This window comes from Brevundimonas pondensis (assembly GCF_017487345.1).
Lineage (GTDB): Bacteria > Pseudomonadota > Alphaproteobacteria > Caulobacterales > Caulobacteraceae > Brevundimonas > Brevundimonas pondensis.
Genome location: NZ_CP062006.1, coordinates 2,960,173 through 2,983,211, shown reverse-complemented (window position 1 = coordinate 2,983,211; position 23,039 = coordinate 2,960,173). Strand labels below are relative to the sequence as shown.

25 protein-coding genes, 1 tRNA gene and 1 other RNA gene are annotated in these 23,039 nt (G+C 68.4%); 14 read left to right on the top strand and 13 right to left on the bottom strand.

Annotation, left to right across the window (positions count from 1 at the left end; genetic code table 11):
- Genes IFE19_RS14900 through IFE19_RS14890 form a run of 3 tightly spaced genes read right to left on the bottom strand, consistent with a single transcriptional unit; the run spans nucleotide 1 to nucleotide 2,851 of the window.
- Nucleotides 1–474, bottom strand: a complete 474-nt coding sequence (locus tag IFE19_RS14900) for a hypothetical protein (protein ID WP_207823616.1) — start codon at nucleotides 472–474, stop codon at nucleotides 1–3.
- 23 nt (nucleotides 475–497) lie between these two features.
- Complete coding sequence (gene ubiB / locus IFE19_RS14895; RefSeq protein WP_207823614.1) at nucleotides 498–2,081, bottom strand: 2-polyprenylphenol 6-hydroxylase; 1,584 nt, start codon at nucleotides 2,079–2,081, stop codon at nucleotides 498–500.
- On the bottom strand, nucleotides 2,069–2,851 hold the full coding sequence (locus tag IFE19_RS14890; protein ID WP_207823612.1) for a class I SAM-dependent methyltransferase: 783 nt from the start codon (nucleotides 2,849–2,851) through the stop codon (nucleotides 2,069–2,071). The genes ubiB and IFE19_RS14890 overlap by 13 nt, the downstream gene beginning before the upstream one ends.
- Nucleotides 2,852–2,986: 135 nt before the next feature.
- On the opposite strand from IFE19_RS14890, the gene IFE19_RS14885 reads away from it, so the two are divergent.
- Both IFE19_RS14885 and IFE19_RS14880 read left to right on the top strand, forming a co-directional pair.
- Complete coding sequence (locus tag IFE19_RS14885; protein ID WP_207823610.1) at nucleotides 2,987–3,283, top strand: 4a-hydroxytetrahydrobiopterin dehydratase; 297 nt, start codon at nucleotides 2,987–2,989, stop codon at nucleotides 3,281–3,283.
- Nucleotides 3,280–4,074, top strand: a complete 795-nt coding sequence (locus IFE19_RS14880) for an SDR family oxidoreductase (RefSeq protein ID WP_207823607.1) — start codon at nucleotides 3,280–3,282, stop codon at nucleotides 4,072–4,074. The genes IFE19_RS14885 and IFE19_RS14880 overlap by 4 nt, the downstream gene beginning before the upstream one ends.
- Nucleotides 4,075–4,132: 58 nt before the next feature.
- Here IFE19_RS14880 and thrS read toward each other — a convergent pair whose 3' ends face one another.
- The 4 genes from thrS to IFE19_RS14860 form a co-directional block, all read right to left on the bottom strand.
- The gene (gene thrS, locus IFE19_RS14875) at nucleotides 4,133–6,073 is read right to left on the bottom strand and encodes a threonine--tRNA ligase (protein WP_207823606.1); all 1,941 of its coding nucleotides are present in this window, start codon (nucleotides 6,071–6,073) and stop codon (nucleotides 4,133–4,135) included.
- Nucleotides 6,070–6,318 carry a membrane protein insertion efficiency factor YidD gene (gene yidD / locus IFE19_RS14870; RefSeq protein ID WP_105562548.1) on the bottom strand — a complete coding sequence of 83 codons (249 nt, stop codon included), beginning with the start codon at nucleotides 6,316–6,318 and terminating at the stop codon, nucleotides 6,070–6,072. Before yidD ends, thrS begins: the two co-directional genes overlap by 4 nt.
- Nucleotides 6,319–6,399: 81 nt before the next feature.
- Complete coding sequence (locus IFE19_RS14865) at nucleotides 6,400–6,870, bottom strand: iron-sulfur cluster assembly scaffold protein (RefSeq protein WP_207823604.1); 471 nt, start codon at nucleotides 6,868–6,870, stop codon at nucleotides 6,400–6,402.
- A gap of 27 nt (nucleotides 6,871–6,897) precedes the next feature.
- A complete protein-coding gene (locus IFE19_RS14860) occupies nucleotides 6,898–7,620 on the bottom strand; it encodes a 3-deoxy-manno-octulosonate cytidylyltransferase (protein ID WP_207823602.1) in 723 nt (240 codons plus the stop codon).
- Between the two features lie 145 nt (nucleotides 7,621–7,765).
- Here IFE19_RS14860 and IFE19_RS14855 point away from each other — a divergent pair, with 145 nt between their 5' ends.
- The gene (locus IFE19_RS14855; protein WP_207823599.1) at nucleotides 7,766–8,449 is read left to right on the top strand and encodes a c-type cytochrome; all 684 of its coding nucleotides are present in this window, start codon (nucleotides 7,766–7,768) and stop codon (nucleotides 8,447–8,449) included.
- Between the two features lie 115 nt (nucleotides 8,450–8,564).
- Here the strand turns inward: IFE19_RS14855 and IFE19_RS14850 are convergent, their stop codons facing one another.
- Both IFE19_RS14850 and IFE19_RS14845 read right to left on the bottom strand, forming a co-directional pair.
- Complete coding sequence (locus tag IFE19_RS14850) at nucleotides 8,565–9,299, bottom strand: C40 family peptidase (RefSeq protein ID WP_225910302.1); 735 nt, start codon at nucleotides 9,297–9,299, stop codon at nucleotides 8,565–8,567.
- Nucleotides 9,300–9,443: 144 nt separating this feature from the next.
- Nucleotides 9,444–10,829, bottom strand: coding sequence for a leucyl aminopeptidase family protein (locus tag IFE19_RS14845; protein WP_207823595.1), 1,386 nt, complete (start codon nucleotides 10,827–10,829; stop codon nucleotides 9,444–9,446).
- Between the two features lie 94 nt (nucleotides 10,830–10,923).
- Here IFE19_RS14845 and IFE19_RS14840 point away from each other — a divergent pair, with 94 nt between their 5' ends.
- A complete protein-coding gene (locus IFE19_RS14840) occupies nucleotides 10,924–11,751 on the top strand; it encodes a tetratricopeptide repeat protein (protein WP_207823594.1) in 828 nt (275 codons plus the stop codon).
- A 48-nt stretch (nucleotides 11,752–11,799) separates the two neighbouring features.
- Here IFE19_RS14840 and nudC read toward each other — a convergent pair whose 3' ends face one another.
- The gene (nudC, locus tag IFE19_RS14835; RefSeq protein WP_207823591.1) at nucleotides 11,800–12,720 is read right to left on the bottom strand and encodes an NAD(+) diphosphatase; all 921 of its coding nucleotides are present in this window, start codon (nucleotides 12,718–12,720) and stop codon (nucleotides 11,800–11,802) included.
- Between the two features lie 73 nt (nucleotides 12,721–12,793).
- On the opposite strand from nudC, the gene ffs reads away from it, so the two are divergent.
- An RNA gene (gene ffs, locus IFE19_RS14830) (signal recognition particle sRNA small type) lies at nucleotides 12,794–12,887 on the top strand.
- Nucleotides 12,888–12,912: 25 nt separating this feature from the next.
- Here the strand turns inward: ffs and IFE19_RS14825 are convergent.
- A complete protein-coding gene (locus IFE19_RS14825) occupies nucleotides 12,913–13,524 on the bottom strand; it encodes a hypothetical protein (RefSeq protein ID WP_207823589.1) in 612 nt (203 codons plus the stop codon).
- Nucleotides 13,525–13,661: 137 nt separating this feature from the next.
- Between IFE19_RS14825 and IFE19_RS14820 the strand changes: the two genes are divergently transcribed.
- The gene (locus IFE19_RS14820) at nucleotides 13,662–14,063 is read left to right on the top strand and encodes a DUF3597 domain-containing protein (protein WP_207823587.1); all 402 of its coding nucleotides are present in this window, start codon (nucleotides 13,662–13,664) and stop codon (nucleotides 14,061–14,063) included.
- 57 nt (nucleotides 14,064–14,120) lie between these two features.
- A complete protein-coding gene (locus tag IFE19_RS14815) occupies nucleotides 14,121–15,968 on the top strand; it encodes a DNA polymerase III subunit gamma/tau (protein WP_207823585.1) in 1,848 nt (615 codons plus the stop codon).
- Between the two features lie 21 nt (nucleotides 15,969–15,989).
- On the opposite strand, the gene IFE19_RS14810 is transcribed toward IFE19_RS14815, so the two are convergent.
- A complete protein-coding gene (locus IFE19_RS14810) occupies nucleotides 15,990–16,604 on the bottom strand; it encodes a malonic semialdehyde reductase (RefSeq protein WP_207823582.1) in 615 nt (204 codons plus the stop codon).
- Between the two features lie 160 nt (nucleotides 16,605–16,764).
- Here IFE19_RS14810 and IFE19_RS14805 point away from each other — a divergent pair, with 160 nt between their 5' ends.
- The 6 genes from IFE19_RS14805 (at nucleotide 16,765) to IFE19_RS14780 (ending at nucleotide 20,885) form a co-directional block, all read left to right on the top strand.
- Nucleotides 16,765–17,094 carry a YbaB/EbfC family nucleoid-associated protein gene (locus IFE19_RS14805; RefSeq protein ID WP_207823580.1) on the top strand — a complete coding sequence of 110 codons (330 nt, stop codon included), beginning with the start codon at nucleotides 16,765–16,767 and terminating at the stop codon, nucleotides 17,092–17,094.
- Nucleotides 17,094–17,696 (top strand): recombination mediator RecR, encoded by a 603-nt coding sequence (recR, locus tag IFE19_RS14800; protein ID WP_207823578.1) that lies wholly within the window; start codon nucleotides 17,094–17,096, stop codon nucleotides 17,694–17,696. The genes IFE19_RS14805 and recR overlap by 1 nt, the downstream gene beginning before the upstream one ends.
- A gap of 246 nt (nucleotides 17,697–17,942) precedes the next feature.
- Nucleotides 17,943–19,160, top strand: coding sequence for a DNA recombination protein RmuC (locus IFE19_RS14795; RefSeq protein ID WP_207823575.1), 1,218 nt, complete (start codon nucleotides 17,943–17,945; stop codon nucleotides 19,158–19,160).
- A gap of 61 nt (nucleotides 19,161–19,221) precedes the next feature.
- A complete protein-coding gene (locus tag IFE19_RS14790) occupies nucleotides 19,222–19,680 on the top strand; it encodes a hypothetical protein (RefSeq protein WP_207823573.1) in 459 nt (152 codons plus the stop codon).
- A 10-nt stretch (nucleotides 19,681–19,690) separates the two neighbouring features.
- Entirely contained in the window at nucleotides 19,691–19,885 is a 195-nt protein-coding gene (locus tag IFE19_RS14785) for a helix-turn-helix transcriptional regulator (RefSeq protein WP_105562535.1), read from the top strand.
- A gap of 52 nt (nucleotides 19,886–19,937) precedes the next feature.
- Nucleotides 19,938–20,885 carry a TraB/GumN family protein gene (locus IFE19_RS14780; RefSeq protein WP_207823571.1) on the top strand — a complete coding sequence of 316 codons (948 nt, stop codon included), beginning with the start codon at nucleotides 19,938–19,940 and terminating at the stop codon, nucleotides 20,883–20,885.
- 147 nt (nucleotides 20,886–21,032) lie between these two features.
- Here the strand turns inward: IFE19_RS14780 and IFE19_RS14775 are convergent.
- Nucleotides 21,033–21,109, bottom strand: a tRNA-Arg gene (locus IFE19_RS14775).
- Nucleotides 21,110–21,261: 152 nt separating this feature from the next.
- Here IFE19_RS14775 and IFE19_RS14770 point away from each other — a divergent pair.
- Nucleotides 21,262–23,037: a gamma-glutamyltransferase family protein gene (locus IFE19_RS14770; protein ID WP_207823569.1), complete on the top strand. Its 1,776-nt coding sequence runs from the start codon at nucleotides 21,262–21,264 to the stop codon at nucleotides 23,035–23,037.
- Nucleotides 23,038–23,039 lie beyond the last annotated feature (2 nt).

The following is a 23,039-nucleotide window of genomic DNA, read 5'->3' as shown; positions in this document are numbered from 1 at the left end:
TCAGTCCTGCGCGGGGCGGAACAGCAGGGCTGCGATCCGGTCATCGTCATTAAAGGCGATGACCCAATCGGTGGCCTGGTTTTCGAACACCACGCGGAACAGGTCGGCGCCGTCCTGCTGGCCGCGGTGGTCGATGCTCTTCAAGGCCCCGAAACGGCGGACCAGGGGGGTGAAGTCGGCGGCCCGCTCACGGATCTGGGTCGCCAGATCGTCGCTGAACATCGAATAATCGATCGCGTCCGACTGCAGGGAGCCGATGACGGCGCGCAGGGCTTCTTCCGAACGGACGATGTCAGGGGCCGTGGCCGCCGGGCGCGGGGGCAGGGCGGCCGTGCGGTCGGGTTCCGGTTCGCCGAAGGCGTCGGGAAGGGTCGCCGCAGCGGCGCCGTTCGCCCGAGGCGGCGTGGTCTGCGCTGTCGCCGCCGTGGCCATCAGGCCGAAAAACAGGGCGGCGGCGATGATCGGGGTCTTCATAGGCGGCAGGCTCCGAAGAAACGTCAGACGACGATCATCGGCCAGAGTGTCAGGACCAAGGCGGCGACCGACGCACAGACGGCGACGGTGACGGCGGCGACCACCCAGGGCCGGGTTCCGGCCTTCTCGATCACAAACGCCTGAGATTGCGGCGGGTTCTGCGCCAGATGCGACAGGGCCTTCAGCGTGGCGAGGGCCTCTTCCACGGTCTGCCTGATCTGGGTCTGCGGCCCAAGTTCGCGCTTGATCCAGCGCTCGACCACGGGCTTGGCCGCCTCCCACAGGTCGTGGTCGGGGTTGAGGCGGCGCGCCACGCCTTCGACCGAGACCATGGTCTTTTGCAGCAGCACCAGTTCGGGCCGCATATGCATATCGAACAGGGCGGTGATTTCGAATAGCTGGCCCAGCAGGCGGCCCATCGAGACCTGGCTGGCCTGACGCCCGATCACCGGCTCGCCGACCGCACGCAGGGCCTGGGCGAAGGTGTCGACCGAGTGGTGCGGCGGCACGTATCCGGCCTCGAAATGGACGCGGCTGATGCGGTCGTAGTCGCGGCTGATGAAGCCCCACAGGATCTCGGCCAGATAGCGGCGCTCGGCCGGGCCCAGCCGCCCGACGATGCCGAAGTCGATGGCGGTGATCTGGGCCGGAGCGTCGGCGAACAGATTGCCCTCGTGCAGGTCGGCGTGGAAGACGCCGTGGTCCAGAGCCTGGATCAGGAAGGCGCGCACCACCTTGTCGGCCAGGGCGTCCTTGTCGAGGCCGGGCAGGGTCTCCAGCGTCGGATCGGTCATGGGCAGGCCCGCGGCCCATTCCAGCGTCAGCACCCGCTTGCCGACCCCGTCCCAGACAATGGCGGGGGCGGACATATAGCCGTCCTTGGCCATGACCTCGGCCAGTTCAGAGGCGGCGGCGGCCTCCAGCCTCATGTCCAGCTCCAGCGACAGGGCGCGGGCGATGATCTCGACAAAGGCCTGCGGCTCCAGCCGCCGGGCGGGCTCGACGAACTTCTGCACCAGCTTGGCGCCCAGACGCATGGAGTCCAGACCGCGCGCCACGCGGCGCTCGACGCCGGGGCGCAGCACCTTGACCGCCACCTTGCGGCCGTCGGCCAGATAGGCCGGGTGCGCCTGGGCCAGGGAGGCGGCGGCGACCGGGGCGCCCAGGTTGTGGAACAGGCTCTCGACCGGGCGGCCCAGCGAACGTTCGATCTCGGCGCGGGCCTCCTCCAGCGGGAAGGGCGGCAGCTTGTCTTTCAGCCGGCCCAGGTCCTGGGCGAACTGGATGCCGAAGATGTCGGCGCGGGTGGCCAGAACCTGACCCAGCTTGATGGCCACGGGGCCGAGGTGCTCAAACGCCTGACCGACGCGCTGGCCGGGCCGACCGGCGCGATGCTTGCGGCTGGCGAAGGCCTGCACCAGCCGAGCGAACGGCCGGGTCCAGGCGGGTAGCAGAGGATTGACCTCGCGCGGGATCAGGGCGTCGTGACGCGCCAGCACCCAGCCCCAGCCGATCAGGCGCAGGGTCGCGCCCAGCGGATCGCGGACGGGTTCCGGCGTGGGCGCGGGCGGCGGGGTCTTGACGGACAGCCGGCTCAGATCGCCCACCCGTGGTGGATGGCGGCGATCCCGCCCGACAGGTTGGTGACGCTGACGCGGCTGAAGCCGGCGTCCTCGATCATGCGCTTGAAGGTCGCCTGGTCGGGGAAGCGGCGGATGCTCTCGACCAGATACTGATAGCTGTCGCGATCCTTGGCGACCCATTCACCGATGCGCGGAATGGCGTGGAAGGACCAGGCGTCATAGGCCTTCCTCAGGGCGCCGGTCGTGGGATGCGAGAACTCCAGGCAGATGAAGCGACCGCCGGGCTTCAGCGCGCGCCGCGCCTCCTTCAGGGCGCCGGCCACGTCCGACACGTTGCGGATGCCGAAGCTGATCGAATAGGCGTCCAGGCAGGCGTCGGGGAAGGGCAGGTTCATGGCGTCGCCCACGCCCCAGGCCATCTCGGGCTCGCCGCCCTTGGCCACCCCGTTCAGGATCATCTCGGCGTTGTAGTCCATGACGATGACGGTGGCGTCCTCGCCGCCGCGCCGCTGCTGGGCCGCGTGCGCCATCTTGGAATAGCGCCGCGCCATGTCGCCGGTGCCGCCAGCCATGTCGAGGATGACCTCGCCGGGACGGGCGTTCAGCTTGGCCGCCGTGGCGTCCTTCCACAGGCGGTGCACGCCCGCGCTCATCAGGTCGTTCATCAGGTCGTAGTTGGACGCGACGGAGTTGAAGACGCCGCGCACCATCTGCACCTTTTCCTTGGCGTCCACGTCGCGGAAGCCGAAGGAGGAGGTCTTGCCAGAGGAGGGGGAGGGATCGGCCTGGGTCATGGATGCGGGTGTAACGCCTCATGCGGGCGGCGTCATCCGGGGAAGCGTCGCAGAACATCGACAGGCTGACGCGGCGTCACGGCTTGTCGCTTGCCCAAGGCCACGATACGCCTCAAGAAAATCAAGGAGACGCCCATGACCGCCGCCCTCGACGTGACCGAAGTTCTGGCCGACCTGCCTGACTGGCGTCGCGCCGACGACCCGCGCCCGGCCATCGCCCGCTCGCTGAGGTTCGCTGACTTCAACGCCGCCTTCGGCTTCATGACCCGTGTCGCCCTGTTGGCCGACAAGGCGGACCACCATCCGGAATGGTCGAACGTCTACAACCGGGTCGAGGTGCTGCTGACCACCCATGACGCGGGTGGCGTGACCGAGAAAGACATCGCCATGGCCCGCTTCATCGACGGCGCCGTTAAAGGTCTGGTCGAGTGACGGCCCCCCGTTCCGGCCGTGTCGCCGGCAAGGCCGCCCTCATCACCGGGGCGGCGGGCGGTCTGGGTCAGGCCATGGCGCGGATGCTGGCCAGGGAAGGGGCAAGGGTCGCGGTGTCCGATGTGGACCTGACCGGGGCGCGGGCTCTGGCGGACAGCATCAACGCCGAGCATTCCGGCGCCGCCTTCGCCTATGAGCATGACGTGACGCGCGAGGACGACTGGGTCCGCGTGGTCGCCGCCGCCGCCGAGGACATGGGCGGTCTGTCCATTCTGGTGAACAACGCCGGCATCGGCGGGGGGCTGGTCTGGGCCGAGCAGGACACGCTGGAGCGTTGGCGGCGGCTGCAGGCGGTGAATCTGGAATCCGTCATGCTGGGCTGCAAGCACGCCATGCCGCATCTGCGGGCCTCGGGCGCGGGCTCCATCGTCAACATCTCCTCGATCGCCGGATTGGTCGCGGCGCCGGGCATGGGACCCTACAACGCCACCAAGGCGGCGGTCTGGCTCTACACCAAGACGGTGGCGCTGGAGGCGGCGCAGGCGGGCTGGAATGTGCGCGCCAACTCGGTCCACCCGGTCTTCATCAAGACGCCGATCCTCGATCCCTTCATCGCCATGGCCGGCGGCGACGAAACCACGGCCCACGCCAAGCTGGCGCGCGGCATCCCGTTGAAGCGCATCGGCGAGCCCGACGACGTGGCCTACTGCGTCCTCTACCTGGCCTCCGACGAGTCCAAGTTCGTCACCGGATCCGAGTTCAAGATCGACGGGGGAATGACCGCACAGTGACCGCCCGCAGGGGGGCAAGGAAAAACGCCCCGGTCTTTCGACCGGGGCGTTGTCATCTTCAGGCTTGACCGTCGCGGATTCGCTTCAGGTCCGGGGCCAGGGCCTCGTCGGTCAGGATGGCGATGGCCTCCTCGACGGTGACGATGGTCTGGGCCTGCGAGCCCAGGCGGCGGATGGCGACCTTGCCTTCCTCGGCCTCCTTGCGGCCGACGACGGCGATGGCGGGCACCTTGCCGACCGAGTGCTCGCGGATCTTGTAGTTGATCTTCTCGTTGCGCAGATCGATCTCGGTGCGCAGGCCCGCAGCGCGGAACTTCGCGACCACTTCTTCGGCGTAACCGTCGGCATCCGAGGTGATGGTGGCCACCACGGCCTGGGTCGGCGCCAGCCACAGCGGGAAGGCTCCGGCGTAGTTCTCGATCATGATGCCGATGAAGCGCTCGAACGAGCCCAGGATCGCGCGGTGCAGCATGACCGGGCGGTGCTTCTGGCCATCCTCGGCAATATAGGTCGCGTCCAGACGGTCGGGCAGGACATAGTCCAGCTGGATCGTGCCGCAGGTCCATTCTCGGCCGATGGCGTCCTTGACGATGAAGTCCAGCTTGGGCGCGTAGAAGGCGCCGTCGCCCTCGGCGATCACCACCTCGACGCCTGCGTGACGGGCGGCTTCGGCCATCTGGGCCTCGGCCTTGTCCCAGAACTCGTCCGACCCGGCGCGGACGTCGGGACGGGTGGCCAGGTTGATGTAGGCCGTCTCCATGCCGAGGTCGGCGTGGACCGACTGGGCCAGCTTGATGAACTCGGCCGTCTCGTCGACGATCTGGTCTTCGCGGCAGAAGATGTGGGCGTCGTCCTGGGTGAAGCCGCGCACGCGCATCAGGCCGTGCAGCGAACCCGACGGCTCATAGCGGTGACAGGCGCCGAACTCGGCCATGCGCAGCGGCAGTTCGCGATAGGAGCGCTGGCCCTGATCGAAGATCTGCACGTGGCCGGGGCAGTTCATCGGCTTGAGGGAAAGGGTCTCGCCCTCCACCGTCTCGCAGACGAACATGTTGGGACGATACTTCTCCCAGTGGCCCGAGGCTTCCCAGAACTTGCGGTCCAGAACCTGCGGCGTCTTGACCTCGACATAGCCGGCGGCGTCCAGGCGGCGGCGCATATAGGCCTCCAGCACGCGCCACAGGACCCAGCCCTTGGGGTGCCAGAAGACCATGCCGCGGCCCTCTTCCTGCATGTGGAAGAGCTCCATGGCGCGGCCCAGCTTGCGGTGGTCGCGCTTCTCGGCCTCCTCGATGCGTAGCAGATAGGCGTCCAGGTCGGCCTGGGTCGCCCAGGCCGTGCCGTAGATGCGCTGCAACTGGGCGCGGCTGCTGTCCCCACGCCAGTAGGCGCCGGCCAGCTTGGTCAGCTTGAAGGCCTTGCCGACGAACTTGGTGGTCGGGAAGTGCGGTCCCCGGCACAGGTCGGCCCATTCGCCCTGTTTGTAGACGGTGATGGTTTCCGTGTCCGGCAGGTCGCGGATCAGCTCGGCCTTGTAGGTCTCGCCGATTTTTTCGAAGTGGGCGATGGCCGCGTCACGCTCCCAGACTTGGCGTTCCAGCGGCGCGCCCCGGTCGATGATCTCGCCCATCTTCTTTTCGATCTTGGCGAAGTCGTCGGTCGAGAAGGGCTCGTCGCGGGCGAAGTCGTAATAGAAGCCGTCCTCAATGGCCGGGCCGATGGTGACCTGGGTGCCGGGGAACAACTCCTGCACCGCCTGCGCCAGGACGTGGGCGGCGTCGTGACGAATGGTCTCCAGCGCCTCGGGATCGTCGCGCATCAGCAGGCGGAAGTCGCCGTTCCCGTCGATGACGCGGTCCAGGTCGCGCTGCTCGCCGTTCCAGACGACCAGGGCCGCCTTCTTGGCCAACGAAGGCGAGATGGCGGCGGCCACGTCGCGGCCCGTCGAGCCGGTCGGATATTGACGCACGGCGCCGTCGGGGAATTTCAGTTCGATCATGACGGTCGTTCTTTTTCGATCTTGGCGGGCGGCACGGGATCATAGCCCGAACCGCCGAAGGGATGGCATTTACAGAGACGGCGCACGGTGAGCCATCCCCCCCGAACCGGACCATGCTGGAGCAGGGCGTCGCGCCCATAGTCCGAACAGGTCGGCAGAAACCGGCACGACTGGCCGAAGAAGGGGGACAGCGTCACCTTGTAGCCCCGATGGGCCGCGCGGACGCTGCGTTCGTAGAGAGACATCTGTCCCTTCGCCGGGGGCTCTGTTTCGGGTTCGCGCCGCTTATCCCTCTTCATGGCAGGGGGATCAACCGGACGAAACCTTCAGGCCGCGCCGGCGAGACGAGTTCGCGTATCGCTGTGGTGTTTGGCCAACGCCTGATCGACGGCTTCGAGCGTGGCCTCCAGCGCCACCATGGTCGAGGCGTGCCGGGCGGGATAGTCCGCCACCTGCTTCAGCACCCTTAAGGCCTCGAAGCGGCCCTCGGGGCCTTCGCTGCCGGATTTCAGCATGGCCAGCATGGCGTCGCGGGCCTCGACGATTTCGGATGCCGTGGCGCCGAGGATGCTCTCGCCGACCACGCCCGCCGCCGCCTGGCCCAGGGCGCAGGCCTTCACCGTCTGGGCGAAGTCCTTGATACGGCCCTCGTCGTCCAGGGTCACGTCGACGATGGCCTTGGATCCGCACAGCTTGGCCACGCGCTCGGCGGTCCCTTCAGGCGCAGCCAGCCGCCCGCTGTGCGGCAGGTTGGCCGCCAGCGACAGGATGCGTGCGCTGTAGAGGTCGTCGATCATGGGGTGAAGATAGGCGTTTGAGGCTCATCAGGCCAGAGCCCGCGCCGCCTCCAGGTCCGCCGGATTGTCCACCGACAGCGGCGCCGCGTCGATGATCGAGGCCCAGATCTGCAGGCCCATTTCCAGGGCGCGCAGCTGCTCCAGCTTTTCGCGCTTCTCCAGCGGCGACGGCGGAGCGGCGCAGAAACGCATCAGGGCCTCGCGGCGATAGCCGTAGATGCCGACGTGGCGCCAGATCGGCCCGTCGCCATAGAGGGTCGAGCGGGTGAAGTAGAGGGCGCGGCCGCTGGTCTCGTCTTCGGGCAGGGCCAGGACCGCCTTCACCACGTCGGGGTTGGCGCGGTCCGACGCCTCCGCCTCGGCCGCCACCAGGGTGGCGATGTCGCAGGCTGATTCGCGGGTCAGCAAGTCGGCGCAGGCGCGGGCCAGATCGGGTGAGGCGAAGGGCATGTCGCCTTGAATATTGATGATGATGTCGTGGGCGCCGTCAGGATCGACCGCCTCGACCGCCGCACGGATGCGATCCGAACCGCTGGGCAGGTCGGGATCGGTCAGGACCGCCAGACCGCCCGACGCCTCGACCGCCTCGACGATCTCGGGATCGCCCGCCGCCACGACGACGCGGAAACCGGACAGGGACGCCTGTTCCCAGGCCCGCACGATCATGGGCTTGCCGCCGATATCGGCCAGGGGCTTGTTCGGCAAACGGGTCGCCGCCATGCGAGCGGGTATCATTATCAGCGGATTCATCAGCTTGACGACGTCCAGAGGCGCCCGGATGCGGCCGGGCCGGTTGCGAAGGTCGCGCTAGCGTGTCAGAGACGCCGACGCAAGAATACGCCTGAGGCCGCTTCGCGGTTGGGGGGCTCATTAGAGACGGGAAGCGACGACGCGCATGAGCGGCGATCTGAAGTGGAACAAGATTATGGGCGCGTGCCTGGGCACCGCCTTTGTGATCCTGGTGGTCCAGCAGGTTTCGGGCATGGTGTATTCCACCAAGCAGCCTGAAAAGATGGGCTACTTTGTGGACGCGCCGGAAGAATCCGCTGGCGGCGAGCCGGCCGCCCTGCCGATCGACTGGGGCACGGTCCTGCCGACCGCCGACCTGGCCGCCGGTGAAGCCGCCTTTGCGCGCTGCCAGGCCTGCCACAACGCCACCTCGGGCGGCGCTGACGGCATCGGCCCCAACCTGTTCGGCGTCATCGGCGGTCCCGCCATGCACCGCGCGGGCTTCGCCTATTCGGACGCCATGGCCAAGCACAAGGCCGAGGCGCCGACCTGGGGCTATGACGAGATCGACCACTTCCTGACCGCGCCGGGCCGTTACATCCCCGGCACCAAGATGTCCTTCGCCGGCATCCGCGACGAGAAGACCCGCATCAACCTGATCGCCTGGCTGCGCACGCAAGGCTCGGCTGGCTTCGCCATTCCGGCCGCTGATCCGGCCCGCCAACCGGGCGCCGCTGCTGCGGCTCCGGCTGCTGATGCGGCGGCTGCCCCGGCTGACGCCGCTGCTGCTCCGGCGGCTGAAGGTGCGGCTCCGGCTGCTGCGGCTCCTGCGGCGGCCCCCGCCGCCTGAGGCGACGGACAATCGTAATGATTGGGAAAGGCGGCCTTCGGGTCGCCTTTTCTGCGTTTGGCTCCCTCATATCCGCTCATCCCCGCCTCCGCGGGGATGAGCGGAATATTGAGACCTAGATCCGCCGGAACACCGCCGAGGCGAAGCCTTCGCCGGTCAGTCGAGTCTCGACTTCGGCCAGGGTCTCGATGACCACGCCGCCGCGCGCGCCGGTGGAATGGATGACCTGATCGGCGTCGACCATGATGGCCGAGTGGCCCGTCCAGTCGTCCCCCGCCGGGGCCATCCAGACGACCAGATCGCCGCGTTGGGCCTCTGCTCGCGCGATGGGACGACCGAGGTCAGCCTGGGCGTCCGAACGGCGCGGGCCGGGCAGACCGCAGGCCAGCAGAGCCTGTTGCACCAGACCCGAACAGTCGGTCTCGAACGAAGAACGAGCGCCAAGGGCATGGGGGCGGCCCAGCAGGCGTTCGGCCACGGCGACCGGCTCGGGTTCGAAATCGCCGACGGGTTGCAGATCGGCCTCGTCCAGCCCCTCGGCCGCTTCGCCGACCAGGGCGTTCAGCGGCAGGGCGGCGGAAATGGAAGAAACGCGGCGGTTGGCCAGGGGCGCGCCGGGCGACAGAAGATCGAGCGCCACCCAGCCGACGATCCCGTCGCGACGGGCGCGGCCCCAGGCGCGATCGCCCTGGCGATGCAGGACGTCGAAGGCCTCGCCATGCAGCAACTGGTCGATGCGTTGATCCGCGTCGGACACAATGTCTGCGACCGGGACCCGGCAGTGCATGGCCTCGGTCTGGCGATAGGCCTCTGCCGGCATCAGGCCTTCCAGCGCCTGCTCGGCCAGCACGATCCGGTCTCCGTCCCGAAGGATCAGAGGCGGGCCGGGCGGGAGAAGAGCCAGAAGGTCGGACAAACAGGGCCTCGGCGGCGTTTCACGCGGTGAACTCCCGTTTGTAAACGCCGAAGCCAAATCGGGCGTTAACAGCCTTGGCTATTTGGCGAATCGGTCGCGCAGATAGCGATAGCAGGCGCGCAGGGCCTGGGCCTCGCCGCCTTCCGGGTGGCCCGGACGGGCGCGCGGGTTCCAGGCGAAGATGTCCATGTGCGCCCACGCCCCTGTCGTCGGCGCGAACTTCTGCAGGAACAGCGCCGCCGTCACCGACCCGGCCTGGGCCCAGGCCGCGGAATCATTGCGAACATCGGCGATTTCGCTCTCCAGCGAGGCGCGATAGCCGGCCCACAGCGGCATCCGCCACAGGGGGTCGCCGACCGCCCGCCCGGCGCTGAGGATGCCCTCGGCCAGGGCCTCGTCATCGGTGTAGAGCGGCGGCAGTTCGGGGCCGAGCGCCATGCGCGCTGCGCCGGTCAGGGTGGCGAAGTCCAGGGTCAGGTCGGGATTGTGCTCGCCCGCCCGCGTCAGGACGTCGGCCAGGATCAGGCGGCCCTCGGCGTCGGTGTTGCCGATCTCGATGGTCAAACCCTTGCGGCTCGACAGGATGTCGCCGGGACGGAAGGCGTCGGCGGACACCGCATTCTCGACGGCGGCGACCAGCACCACCAGACGCACCGGCAGGTCGGCCTGCATGATCAGACGGCCGAGCGCCAGGGCGTGGGCCGAGCCGCCCATATCCTTCTTCATGTTGCGCATCCCGGCGGCGGGCTTGAGGTCCAGGCCTCCGGTGTCGAACACCACCCCCTTGCCGACCAGGGCCACCAGCGGCAGGTCGGTCTGGTCCAGCTTCCAGCCGATCTCCAGCACGCGCGGCGCGCGGTGCGGGGCGGCGGCGCGGCCGACGGCGTGTACGGCCGGGTAGTTCTCTTCCAGCAGGGCGTCGCCGGTGGTGACGGTCAGGCTTGCACCCGAGCCTTGCGCGATCTCGCGGGCGATGGTCTCGATCTGCAGCGGCCCCATGTCGGCGGCGGGGGTGTCGACCATTTCGCGCGCCAGAGCGGCGGCGCCGGCGATGTTCAGCGCTTCGCTCAGGTCGAGACTAGCCGGGGCCACCAGACGGGCGCGGCCGCGCTCGGGCCGGGCCTTGTAGCGGTCGAACAGATAGCCGCCGAGGGCGAAGGCCAGGGCCGCCTGCGACGCGGCCTCGCCTTCGACACCCTCGAGACGCCAGTCGCCCGCGGGCAGACGCGTCGGCAGCGACCGCGCGCTCATCGCCTCGAAGGCCTCGCCGGCGCCGAACAGGGCTTCGACCGCCGCGCCGTCGTCGCCGGGGACGATCAGCAGCTGACCCGCCTTGCCGGTGAAGCCGTTGGCCTCGGCCCAGGCCGCCTGCTTGCCGGTCAGCCCCTGTCCTTGCGCGACCACGCGCACCGGGCGCGCAGCGTCAGAAGCGGCGATCAGCAGATCGGAGTGAACCACGGACATGGGGCGAGCCTTTCCGGCCCTTAAAGGCCGATTAACCAAACCTTGACCCGGAGGCGCGACGCTGGCGCCGCAGGAAACCGTCCGGACCCTCTCCATGTCGCGCACCGCCGCCGCCGCCGCAACCATGACGCTGGCTCTTTGGGGCCTGTCGGGCGCCGTTCAGGCCCAGACCGCCGCCCCGGCGGCGAGCGCTGCGCCTGCGCGTCAGCCCGCCGACGCCGCCACGCGGGCCAGCTACGACCGCGCCGACGCCCTCAGCCGTTCGGTCTTCTGGTCGCAGGAACAGCAGATCAATCCCATGGATCCGATGGCCGGGGTCAAGCTGGCCCAGGCCTTGCGCGAAATGGGCCAGTTCGATCAGGCGGCCGAGACGGCGCAAAGCGTTCTGACCGTCCAGCCCGCCAATCTCGAGGCCATGCTGGAGGTCGGTCGCGCCCACATCGCGCGCGGTCAGGCCTTCTACGGCATCGCCGCGCTGGAGCAGGCGCGCGCCGCCGCGCCGCGCGACTGGCGCCCCCTGTCGCTGCTGGGCGTGGCCTATCAGCAGGTGCGCCGCAGCGATGACGCCAAGGCCGCGTGGAACGAGGCCCTGCATCTGTCGCCCGATAATCCCGATGTCCTGACCAACGCCGCCATCGCCCGCATGGGCGAGGGCGACGCCCCCTCGGCCGAAATTCTGCTGCGCCGCGCTGTCGCCCAGCCGGGTGCGACGCTGAAGGTGCGTCAGAACCTGGCCCTGGCTCTGGGTCTGCAGGGCAAGACGGCGGAGGCCGAGCAGATCCTGCGCCGCGATCTGCCGCCCGAGGTGGCCGACGCCAACCTGCGCTGGCTGGCCGAGCGGACGGCGGCGTCGGCTGCGGTCGCCCCGGCAGCCGCGACCGCCGGAGCGGTCCGCACCTGGTCCTCGGTCCAGGGCGGCTGAAGACAAAACTCTGCGCCCCTCCCTCCCACTTGGGGGAGGGAAAGAGGGTCAGGCCTCTTCCGCCCAGGTTTCCAGCAGCCGCCGCGCGATGGCGAACGGCGGCGGGGCGTGGATCGTCCCGTGAGTCCCGGCCAGCACCGCCCGCGCTTCGGCGCGGGTCAGCCAGGCCACGGCTTCCAGCTCGGTCTGGTCCGGGGCGGCGTTGTCGTGGGTGACCTCGGCGATCAGGCCGATCATCAGCTGGGCCGGGAAGGGCCAGGGCTGACTGGAGTGATAGGCGACGCCCGACACGGTCAGCCCCGCCTCTTCCATCACCTCGCGGGCGCAGGCCTCCTCTATGGATTCGCCGGGCTCCATGAAGCCGGCCAGGGCCGACATCCGGCCCTGGGGCCAGGCGGCCTGACGGCCCAGCAGGCAGCGCGGTTCAGCGCCGCCCCTGTAGACCGGCAGCATGATGACGACCGGATCGACGCGTGGGAAATGCTCGACCCCGCAGGCCGGGCAGACCCGCCGCCAGCCGCCCGAGGCCTGATCCGACGCCTTGCCGCAGGCGGCGCAGAAACCGTGACGGCGACGCCAGTCGAACAGGCTCTTGGCTGTCCCCGCGATGGCGACGTCGCTTTCCGACAGGACGGCCGCCGCCGCGCGCATCTCGAGGAACTGGCCCAGACCGCCGGCCGGGCCCGTGGTCGGGTCGATGGAGCTTTCGAACTCCACGGCGAAGACCGGAGCGCCCTTCCACAGCCCCAGGAAGACGTCGCGGTCCGGGACCAGATCGCGTCCGTGGCCGAGCGCCAACCAGACCAGGCGCTGCCCGCCCTCATGATCCTCGACCAGGGGCCGCCCCTCCCACAGCACCATGGCCAGGGCCTCGGGATTGGCTTCCTGCTCGCCCAGCCAGGCGATATCGTTGCGAAGGTCGCCCGAGCGGTCGAGCGGATTGCCGGAGAAGACGTTGGTGTGGGGCATGGCGCTTCATACCCCCGACAAGACGACGCGGGGAGGGGTCTTGATTCCCGCGTCGTCAGCCGTCATATCCCTCCTCGGAGATCGCGGGCGAAGGCTTCGCCAATCTGGTCAGGGCCGGAAGGCAGCAGCCACAACGAATTCACCTTCGGGTCGCGGTCTCCACCTTCCCCACATTGTCGATGCGGCCGAGGTCTATGAGGCTGGTCGAATTGCGCCGAGCGCAAAGCCGGTCATGTCATCTTCGTTCAAGGCGTAGATGACGTAGATTTGGCGCTTCCGTATTTCCGCGATGAGGGCCTCATCTTCGAGGCTGTCCAATCCCGTTTCGGGTACGAAGCGGCCGTCTTTTCTAGAGTAGGCCCATATCGTCAACTCGCCGTCCGTTTCGGGCGCGAAGCCGAGATGGGCGGTCATGAGGTCGTTGAGCGTCTGGCTGTCCGTCTTCGGCGACATAAGCATGCAGGAGTCGAGTCTGAAGCCTTCGATGTCGAAGACGGATTTGCCGTCGCCCCAGCCAGTCAGCACAAGCTCCATGGTCTCAGCGGCAGCGGCGAATTCGCCCTCGTTCAATCCGTTCGGATTGAAGTTGAGACGAAGTGATGGATTTCGGAATTGCGCGCCCAAGTCGCCGAGGCTTTCCGCCGGCATTTCGACCCACTCACGGTCATTCAGGCTTCTTTCAATTGCCGGAGCGTTGGCGTCGTTCGCCATGCAAATATCAACGAAGGACTGGAACGGCTCGGCGGTTGCCGGGCTCGCGAGCGCCAGGGCGGCGGCGAGGGCCGTGATTGTGCAGTATCTCATGTGTTCCCCGAGCTATGGTCAGGCATGCTATCAGGCCATTCTTGAAGAACAATGGTCGCTTGACGTCGTTCTCAAGCTTCACGGAACCAGAATCGCTCTGGCCCGCTGAAAGGGCTTCACCTTTCAGGAGCAGGCGAATGAGCATTCTCGGGTCCATCCTTGGCGGCATCTTCAAGAAGAAGAAGGAAGAGGCGGTCCCTGCCGCCCCGGCGGCGCCTGCGCCGACCGCAGCTCCCGCCGCGCCTCAGGCGGCGCCCGCCGCCCCGGCCGCCGCCGCTCCGGCGCCCGAGGTCGATGTCGCCGGCATCCTCGACTTCATGAACGACCAGAGGGCGCAGAAGCTGAACTGGCGCACCTCCATCGTCGATCTGATGAAGCTGGTGGGACTGGAATCCTCGCTGTCCGAGCGCAAGGAGCTGGCCGACGAGCTGGGCTACACGGGCGACAAGTCCGACAGCGCCAGCATGAACATCTGGCTGCACGCCCAAGTGATTCAGAAGATCAAGGACAACGGCGGTCGTCTGCCCACCGATCTCTGAGCTTCCGTCTCTCGCGAGGGGGTGCGCGACCGCGCCCTCTCGCGCTAAGACAGGATCATGAGCGACGTCGATCCTGATCTTGATGGCCCTCCTTGGGAGGAGGACGTTCCCGAGCGGGACGAGAACACCGACGACATGTTCGGCGCGCCCCCTGCTGCGCCTGAGCCTGTTGCGGCGCCGGTCGCGGCGCCGACGCTCGCGCCGATCAAGGCTGAGCCCTTCGCGGACGAGCCGGCCGACGACGGCGCCTATCAGGTTCTGGCCCGCAAATACCGCCCGCGCGCCTTTGAGGACCTGATCGGTCAGGAGGCCATGGTCAGGACCCTGACCAACGCCTTCGCGACGGGCCGCATCGCCCACGCCTTCATGCTGACCGGGGTGCGGGGCGTCGGCAAGACGACGACCGCCCGCCTGCTGGCCCGCGCCCTGAACAACGAAACCGACGTCATCGACAAGCCGTCGCTGAGCCTGTCGGCGCACGGCCGCCATGACGCGGCGATCATGGCCGGCCAGCACATGGACGTCATGGAGATGGACGCCGCCTCGCACACCGGCGTCAACGACATCCGCGACATTCTGGAAAGCGTCCGCTACGCCCCGGTCGAGGCCCGCTACAAGGTCTATGTCCTCGACGAGGTTCACATGCTGTCGACGCAGGCGTTCAACGCCCTGCTGAAGACGCTGGAAGAGCCGCCGCCCCACGCCAAATTCATCTTCGCCACCACCGAGATCCGCAAGGTCCCGGTGACCATCCTGTCGCGCTGCCAGCGCTTCGACCTGCGCCGCGTCGAGCCCGAGGTCCTGGTCGGCCACCTGGGCCGCATCGCCGACCGCGAAGGCATGAAGATCGAGCAGGAGGCCCTGGCGCTGATCTCGCGCGCCGCCGAAGGCTCGGTGCGCGACGGCCTCTCCCTGCTGGATCAGGCTCTGGTTCAGGCCGAGAGCGGCGCGACGGTGCAGACCGCGACCGTGCGCGACATGCTGGGCCTGGCCGACCGCACCCAGACCATCGCCCTGTTCGAATCCGTCATGGCCGGACGCACGGCCGAGGCCCTGGAGAACTTCCGCACCCTCTACGGCTATGGCGCCGATCCGGTGCAGGTGACCAACGACCTGCTGGAGCATTGCCACGCGGCCTCGGTCGCCAAGATGCTGGGCCCGAACGCCACGCGCCTGCCCAATGATCAGGCGCAGAAGCTGACGGCCTTGGGCGCGGCGATTTCGGCCGGCACCCTGTCGCGCACCTGGCAGATGCTGCTCAAGGCGCTGGACGAGGTCCGGCGCGCGCCCAACCCGGCGGACGCGGTGGAAATGGCCATCGTCCGTCTGGCCTACGCCGCCGACCTGCCGGGACCGGAAGAGGCGCTGAAGGCCATCCAGTCGGGCGGAACCCTGCCGGGCGGCGGCGGCGCGGGCGGTCCTCGTGGTGGCGGAGGCGGCGGCGCCTCGGCCATGCTGGCGGCGCGGCCCGTGACCCAACCGGCCTTTCCCGATCCCCAGACCTTTGAGGCCGTGGTCGCCCTGATCGGCGACAAGCGTGAAATCACGCTGCAGATGGACGTCGAGCGCTATGTGAAGCCGGTGTCGTTCAAGCCGGGCGCCATCGTCTATGAACCGGCGGCGGGTTCGCCCGTCGATCTGGCGCGGCGCCTGGCCTCGCGGCTCAAGGAGTGGACCGGACGCACCTGGCTGATCGCCGCCAATGGTCAGGGCGGCGGCGAGACCCTGATCGAGATCGAGAAAAAGGCCCGCTCCGCCCGCCGTGCGGCGGTCGAGGCGGACCCCTTCGTGGTGTCCATCATGCAGGCCTTCCCCGGCGCCGAGATCAAGGAGATCAAGACCCTGGCGCCGGCGGTGGAAATGCCCGCCATCCCGGAAGACGACGAGGCGGGCGAGGACGACTGATCGTCCTCGCCGCTTTCACGTTTACAGGATCTGCGCGGCTTCCTCGAAGTCGAGGCGGGGCGAACGCGGGAACAGGTTCTCGTCGGTGCCGTAGCCCAGGTTCATGATGAAGTTCGGCTCGACATGGCTGTCGGGGAAGAACTCGGCCTTCACGCCGGCCGCATCAAAGCCCGACATCGGACCGACATCCAGACCCAGGGCGCGCGCGGCGATGGTCAGATAGCCGCCCTGCAGCGAGGCGTTGCGGAAGGCGGCCTCACGACGACCGGCTTCATCGAGGAACCAGTCGCGGGCGCCGGGCGCGTGCGGGAACAGCTTGGGCAGGGTGTCGTGGAAGTTGATGTCCTGAGCGATGATCAGGTTGACCGGCGCGGCCAGGGTCTTGGCGCGGTTGCCTTCGGCCATGTGCGTCGACAGCCGGGCCTTGGCCTCGGGCGAGGTGACGAAGACGAAGCGGGCCGGGGTCATGTTGACCGCCGTCGGGCCGAACTTGGTCAGGTCATAGAGCTTGCGGATGATGTCTTCGGACACGGGGCGGTCGCTCCAGCCGTTGCGCGTGCGCGCCTCGGTGAACAGTTGGGCCAGAACGGCGTCGGAAACCGGAACGTCGCGGGCGGTGAGGGTGTCGAAGGCCATGGGAAAAGCTCCTGAACAGGATTAGTAACTTCAGTTGTGGCGAATATGGCTCGGCGCGCGGCTGCGTCAAGAGGATTGGCTACAAAATCTGTTGCTGATGTAGATCAATGTTCGACCACAGGGTCTGGAGCCCGGCTGCGGATCGCCCTATCTAGGAGGCATGAAAGACCTCAACGCCCTGATGCAACAGGCCCAGGCCATGCAGCAAAAGCTGCAGGACGCCCAGGCGAAAATGGCCGAATCCACCGCCGAGGGCACCTCGGGCGGCGGCCTTGTCTCCATCGCCCTGAAGGGCCCCGGTGAAATCACTTCGGTGAAGATCGACGACAGCCTGATGGCCCCTGGCGAAGGCGAGATCCTGGCCGACCTGATCGTCGCCGCCCACGCCGACGCCAAGCGCAAGCTGGACGAGGTCAACAACGCCCTGATGCGCGAGGCCGCAGGCCCGATGGCCGGGATGAACATCCCGGGAATGCCGAAACTCTTCTGATGGCCGCCTCCGCCGGGCCGGAAATCGAGCGGCTCATCAGCCTGCTGGCCAAGCTGCCGGGCATGGGCCCGCGCTCGGCCCGACGCGCGGCCCTGGCCCTGCTGAAGCGGCGCGAACAGTTGCTGGTTCCGCTGGCCGCGTCCTTGGCCGAAACGGCCGAGAAGGTCGTCAACTGCTCGGTCTGCGGTTCGCCCGACACGCGCGATCCCTGCTCCATCTGTTCCGACACCAGCCGCGACAACGCCCTGATCTGCGTCGTTGAAGAGGCCGGCGCCCTATGGGCCATGGAGCGCTCGGGCGCCTTTCGCGGCAAGTATCACGTCTTGGGCGGGCTGCTGTCCGCGCTGGACGGCGTCGGCCCTGAACAGCTGCGCATCGCCGAGCTGATCGGCCGGGCAAAAGGCGGCGAGGCGAGGGAGGTCGTCCTGGCCCTGCCCGCCACCGTCGACGGCCAGACTACCGCCCACTACCTCGCCGAACGCCTGTCGGCGGCGGGCGTCGAGGTCACGTCTCTGGCGCGCGGCGTCCCCGTCGGCGGCGAACTGGACTGGCTGGACGACGGCACGATCGTTCAGGCGCTGCGGGCGCGACGGCCGGCGTAACTTTTCCCTCTCCCGATGGGAGAGGGCTTGAGCCTCGGAGAGCCGAAGGCGAGCCGCCAGGCGAAAGGGTGAGGGTCCGCCCCGTCAGTCGGCGCAAGCCGTCTCGCGGCGGCCTTCGACCAACTTCACCCGCCAACCCTCACCCTTTCGCGCAAGAACGATCGCTGACGCTCTCGTGCGCTCAAGCCCTCTCCCATCGGGAGAGGGTGACTATTCTCCGCCCGCGACTCCGGCTAGGAACGGAGCATGAACACGCTCGAACTCATCCTGCTGGTCGTCGCCGTGGCTGCTGTCGGCGGCTTCTTCTGGGCCTTCATGGGCTGGCAGAAGGCGAAAGGCGCTCTGGACGCCGCCGACGCCCGGCTGGAGCTGATGGAGGAGAGCCGCGATTCCATGGCCGACTTCCTCAAGGCCCAGGCCTCGCAGTCGGCCGAGGCCGTGGCGACCAAGCTGGTGGCCCGCGCCACCGAGACCTTCCAGGCCCAGGACCGCGTCGCCCGCGAGCGGATGGAGGCCCAGCTCAAGCCGGTTTCGGACACGCTCGCCAAGTTCCAGGAACACGTCGCCGCGCTGGAGAAGACCCGCGCCGAGGACACCGGCGGGCTGAAGGAGCAGCTGGCCGCCCTGATGACCGCCTCGACCGCCACCCGCGACGAAGCGCGTCGCCTGACCGAGGCCCTGAAGGGCAACACCGGCCGTCGCGGCCGCTGGGGCGAACAGACCTGCCGCAATGTGCTGGAGGCCGCCGGCATGGCCGGACGCTTCGACTTCGAGGAGCAGAACTCCTCGGCCAATGACGAGGGCCGTCAGCAGCGTCCCGACTTCATCGTCAAACTGCCCGGCGGCGGCATGTTCGTCATCGACGCCAAGGTCTCCCTGGCCTTCGCCGACGAGGCCGACGGCGACGAGGAAGCGCAAGGGCGCGCCATGTCGGCCCGCACCGCCGCCAGCATGAAGACCCACGTGCGCCAGCTGTCGTCCAAGGCCTATCAGGACCAGTTCAAGCCCAGCCCGGACTTCGTCGCCATGTTCGTGCCGGGTGACGCCTTCCTGGCCGCCGCCCTCGATCACGAGCCCGATCTGATGACCCAGGCCATGGCCTCGCGCGTGGTCATCGTCACGCCCACCACCTTGTTCGCCCTGTGCAAGGCGGTCGCCTATGGCTGGCGCGCCGAGGAGCAGGCGCGCAACGCCGAGGACGTCGCCAAGCTGGGCAAGGAGCTCTACAAGCGGCTGTCGGTCATGGGCGGCCATGCCGCCTCGGTGGGCAAGGCGCTGGACGCGGCGGTCGGACGCTACAACCAGTTCGTCGGCTCGCTGGAGAGCCAGGTCATGGTCTCGGCGCGCCGTTTCGAGGACCTCAAGGTCGATCACGAAGGCAAGGACCTGCCCGACCTGCCGCCCGTCGAGCAGTCGCCGCGCACCCTCAGCCGCCCGGAGCTTCTGAACGCGCCTGTCGACTAGGGTCTGCTTGACGACGCCATGGGCTGGTGTAAAACACGCTTGTCAACTCAGGAGGGGCGGCGTGGCCGGCAAGCGTAAACTTCTCATCCAGTCCGCCGTGGGGCTTGGGCTGGTGGTCCTGGCGGCCCTCGTCACCGGCGGAGTGCTGGGCTTCATGAAGGCCAGCGGCCAGGACGTCATGTCCAGTTCAGCGGCGCTCTGGACCGTCGGCGTCTTCGCCGTCTTCACCATGCTGGTCGCCATGTGGGTCAGCCTGAAGTGGATGTCCTCCATCGACGAGGCGGCGCAGGAAGCGCACAAGTGGGCCTGGTATTGGGGCGGTTCCAGCGGCATGGCCGTGGGCGGCGCCCTGGTCATCATGGCCTCTCTTCCGCAAGCCGCGGCGATCGACATTCCCGCCTGGTATGCGGATCGGGTCGATCCCGCCGCCTACGCCGCCACCGGCGCCTTCGCCATGCTGACCCTGATGCTGATCGGCTACGGCGTCGCCTGGGCCTGGTGGTGGCTGGGTCGGCGCTGAGGAGGGCGGGATGAACAACCGCCTCAAGGTCCTGCGCGCCGAGCGCGACTGGAGCCAGGCCCACCTGGCCACCGAACTCGGCGTCTCGCGTCAGACCGTCAATGCGCTGGAGACAGGTCGTTACGACCCCTCCCTGCCGCTGGCCTTCAAGATCGCGCGCCTGTTTCAGCTGCCGATCGAATCCATCTTCTCTGACGAGGAATAGCGCCCGCCGATCGACGCGCCTTCTCGCCGCCCTGTCTCAAAGGACTTCCGTCATGCCTGTCGCCGCATTGAGCGCCTGTGTCCGATCAACCCTGGCGGTTGGTGCGGCCCTTTCGGCCCTGCTGCTGACGCCGCCCGCGATGGCCCAGGCCGCGGTCGCCAGCCCGGTCGAGACCGTCGCTGCGCCAACCGGTTCGGGGCCGGGGCTGTGGGTGGTGAGGGACGAGGATTCCACCCTCTATCTGTTCGGCACGATCCACGCCCTGAAGCCCGAGACGCCCTGGGGGACGGCGCGCGTGGACAAGGCTTTCGCCAGCGCCGACGAATACTGGTTCGAGATCGCCGACCTGAATGACCAGTCTGGCGTGGCGCCGCTGGTCCAGGCCAAGGGGATTTCGCCCGATCGTCCCCTGTCCGGTCTGCTGACCGCAGAGGAGTTCGCTGATCTGGACGCAGTGGCCCGCACGGTCGGCGCGACGGCGGCGCAACTGGACCCGCTGCGTCCTTGGCTGGCCAGCCTGCAACTGGCCCTCGCCTCCATCCAGAAGGCCGGCTATGTGGCGGCAAACGGGGGGGACCAGGTCCTGCACGCCCGTGCCGCGGCTACAGGCAAACCCATCCGCGGCTTCGAGACCATGCCCCAGCAGATCGGCTTTATCGCCGATATGTCCGAAGACGCCCAGCTGGCCATGCTGCGCTCGGGCCTGAAGGAGTTCGATCAGGCTGGGGCGGTGCTCGACCGTATGGTGAGCGCGTGGTCCGCCGGCGACGTCGAGGTGCTGGACGCCCTGATCGGTCAGGAGATGAAGGCGGAATCGCCCGAGCTCTACGCCACTTTCTTTACGCGGCGGAATGAGGATTGGGCGGATCAGATCCAGGTTCTGCTGGCCGGTTCGGGCACGGCCTTCATTTCGGTCGGGGCGGGCCATCTGGCGGGCCAGGACAGCGTGCAGCAAAAGCTGGCCGAGCGCGGCATTCGCGCGGTACGCGTCGTCGACTGAGGCTCTGCATCAAGCTGCGTCGCGACCCTCGCGTGGCGACGCACCTGCATGCGCCGGCAGACGTGCACGATAGTCGTTTCCTTGGGTAATGATTTGCAGGCGCCGCGACGACCTGCGGGCCTTCCTCGTCCGACGAAGAAGGCAAGATGGCGCACCCGAAGAGATTCGAACTCCTGACCCCCAGATTCGTAGTCTGGTGCTCTATCCAGCTGAGCTACGGGTGCGCACCGCCTTGCGGGCAGGGCGGCTATCTAGCGGGCGGGGCCGGGGCTGGCAAGCGGCTTTTCTGAAAATGCCGATAGAAAATGCAGGCTTGGACTCTGAGGCTCGGGACACTAGGCATGAACCTCTCCCTGAACCCCGCAGGAGCCGTTTCGTGCGCGCCTATTCCAACCCCTCGTCGAACCGTCGGCGCAAGATTTCGCTCATTCTGACCAGTGCGGCGGTCGGTGCGCTTGTTCTGGCCGGGTGCGCCACGACGCCGCTCACGGCGATCGGGGCGACGGAAACGGTTACGGGCCCGACCCTGGCCTCGACCCAGGCTGCAGCGCGCGGCCCCTTCGTGTCGGCCGCCAACCCCCTGGCGGTCGAGGCAGGGATGAAGGTGCTGGCGCGTGGCGGCTCGGCGGTGGATGCGGCCGTGGCCATACAGGCGGTTCTGGGCCTGGTCGAGCCGCAGTCCTCAGGCCTGGGGGGCGGGGCCTTCATGATGGTTTACGACGCCGAGAGCGAAGCCATCACGGTCTATGACGGGCGTGAAACGGCGCCGGCGGCTGCTACTCCGGAACTCTTCTATGAGAATGGGCGCCCGCTGCCCTTCGTCGATGCGGTGCTGAGCGGGCGCTCGACCGGGGCGCCGGGCGTGGTGCCCATGCTGGCCCTGGCTCAGAAGCAGCACGGCGCTCTGGCCTGGTCTGAACTGTTCGGCGACGCCGAGGCGCTGGCGCAGGACGGCTTCGTCGTCAGCCCGCGTCTGGCGGGCATGATCAACGGCTCCGCGCCCCAGGCGAAGACGCGCTGGGCGACCGAATACTTCACCAAGCCGGACGGTGCGCGCTATCAGGCGGGCGAGACCCTGCGGAACCCGGCCTACGCCGAGACGGTGCGTCGCATCGCACGCGAGGGCGCGGCCGCCATGCAGCAAGGACCGCTGGCCGAGGCCATCGTCGCGGCGGTGAACGAGGGGCCGCGTCCCGGCGCCCTGACGACCGCCGACATCGCCGGCTATCGTCCCGTGGTGCGCGAGGCCGTGTGCGGTCCCTACAAGATCTACACCATCTGCGTGCCGCCGCCGCCGTCCAGCGGGGCTTCGATCCTGGAACTGCTGGCCATGGCCGAACAGACGCCGGACATCGACAAGGGCCCGAACAGTCCCGAGGCCTGGGCCGCCTTCGGTCAGCTGCAGCGCCTGATGTACGCTGACCGGGACCGCTATTTCGGCGATCCGGCCTTCGTCTCCGTGCCGGTCGCGGGCTTGCTGGACCCAACCTATGTCGCCGAGCGGGCGGCTCTGGCCCCGGCCCTGCGCGGCGCTGCGCCCTATGGCGTTCCGGCGGGCGCGCCCAGGGTCGGCGCCGATGCGACGCGGGAACCAGCGGGAACCTCGCACCTGGTCGTGGTGGACGCCCAGGGCAATGCTGTCAGCATGACCACCACCGTCGAGAGCCTGTTCGGCTCGGGCCGGATGGCGGGCGGCTTCTTCCTGAACAATCAGCTGACCGACTTCTCCCTGGTCCCGACAGCGTCGGACGGGACGCCGGCGGCCAACGCCGTGGCGGCGGGCAAGCGGCCGCGCTCGTCAATGTCGCCGGCGCTCGTTCTGGATCGCGAAGGGCGTCTGGTCGGCCTGCTGGGCTCGCCCGGCGGCTCTTCCATCCTGGCGTACAACGCCAAGGCTCTGATCGGCGCCCTGGGTTGGGGGTTGCCGTTGCAGGAAGCCTTCGACCTGCCCAACCTGGTGGCCAAGGGCGATGGTTTTGGCGCGGACACCGAAGGCTTCCCCCTCGCCGTGCGTGAAGGCATGGCGGCGCGCGGCGTCGAATTGCGTCCGAACACGACTGAAACCTCCGGCCTGCATGGCGGGTTGTGGCGGAACGGGCGATGGGACGGCGGGGCCGACAGCCGCCGCGAGGGCGTGGCCCGAACCCACTAGGG

Excerpts from the sequence above, each read along its gene's own strand:
- IFE19_RS14865 (WP_207823604.1), bottom strand. The coding sequence starts at position 6,870 with ATGATCGACGACCTCTACAGCGCACGCATCCTGTCGCTGGCGGCCAAC.
- IFE19_RS14810 (WP_207823582.1), bottom strand. The coding sequence starts at position 16,604 with ATGGCCTTCGACACCCTCACCGCCCGCGACGTTCCGGTTTCCGACGCC.
- IFE19_RS14900 (WP_207823616.1), bottom strand. The coding sequence starts at position 474 with ATGAAGACCCCGATCATCGCCGCCGCCCTGTTTTTCGGCCTGATGGCC.
- nudC (WP_207823591.1), bottom strand. The coding sequence starts at position 12,720 with ATGCCCCACACCAACGTCTTCTCCGGCAATCCGCTCGACCGCTCGGGC.
- IFE19_RS14885 (WP_207823610.1), top strand. The coding sequence starts at position 2,987 with ATGACCGCCGCCCTCGACGTGACCGAAGTTCTGGCCGACCTGCCTGAC.
- IFE19_RS14845 (WP_207823595.1), bottom strand. The coding sequence starts at position 10,829 with ATGTCCGTGGTTCACTCCGATCTGCTGATCGCCGCTTCTGACGCTGCG.
- yidD (WP_105562548.1), bottom strand. The coding sequence starts at position 6,318 with ATGTCTCTCTACGAACGCAGCGTCCGCGCGGCCCATCGGGGCTACAAG.
- IFE19_RS14780 (WP_207823571.1), top strand. The coding sequence starts at position 19,938 with ATGCCTGTCGCCGCATTGAGCGCCTGTGTCCGATCAACCCTGGCGGTT.
- IFE19_RS14825 (WP_207823589.1), bottom strand. The coding sequence starts at position 13,524 with ATGAGATACTGCACAATCACGGCCCTCGCCGCCGCCCTGGCGCTCGCG.
- IFE19_RS14840 (WP_207823594.1), top strand. The coding sequence starts at position 10,924 with ATGTCGCGCACCGCCGCCGCCGCCGCAACCATGACGCTGGCTCTTTGG.
- IFE19_RS14820 (WP_207823587.1), top strand. The coding sequence starts at position 13,662 with ATGAGCATTCTCGGGTCCATCCTTGGCGGCATCTTCAAGAAGAAGAAG.
- thrS (WP_207823606.1), bottom strand. The coding sequence starts at position 6,073 with ATGATCGAACTGAAATTCCCCGACGGCGCCGTGCGTCAATATCCGACC.
- IFE19_RS14890 (WP_207823612.1), bottom strand. The coding sequence starts at position 2,851 with ATGACCCAGGCCGATCCCTCCCCCTCCTCTGGCAAGACCTCCTCCTTC.
- recR (WP_207823578.1), top strand. The coding sequence starts at position 17,094 with ATGGCCGCCTCCGCCGGGCCGGAAATCGAGCGGCTCATCAGCCTGCTG.
- IFE19_RS14860 (WP_207823602.1), bottom strand. The coding sequence starts at position 7,620 with ATGAATCCGCTGATAATGATACCCGCTCGCATGGCGGCGACCCGTTTG.
- IFE19_RS14795 (WP_207823575.1), top strand. The coding sequence starts at position 17,943 with ATGAACACGCTCGAACTCATCCTGCTGGTCGTCGCCGTGGCTGCTGTC.
- IFE19_RS14785 (WP_105562535.1), top strand. The coding sequence starts at position 19,691 with ATGAACAACCGCCTCAAGGTCCTGCGCGCCGAGCGCGACTGGAGCCAG.
- IFE19_RS14855 (WP_207823599.1), top strand. The coding sequence starts at position 7,766 with ATGAGCGGCGATCTGAAGTGGAACAAGATTATGGGCGCGTGCCTGGGC.
- IFE19_RS14815 (WP_207823585.1), top strand. The coding sequence starts at position 14,121 with ATGAGCGACGTCGATCCTGATCTTGATGGCCCTCCTTGGGAGGAGGAC.
- IFE19_RS14805 (WP_207823580.1), top strand. The coding sequence starts at position 16,765 with ATGAAAGACCTCAACGCCCTGATGCAACAGGCCCAGGCCATGCAGCAA.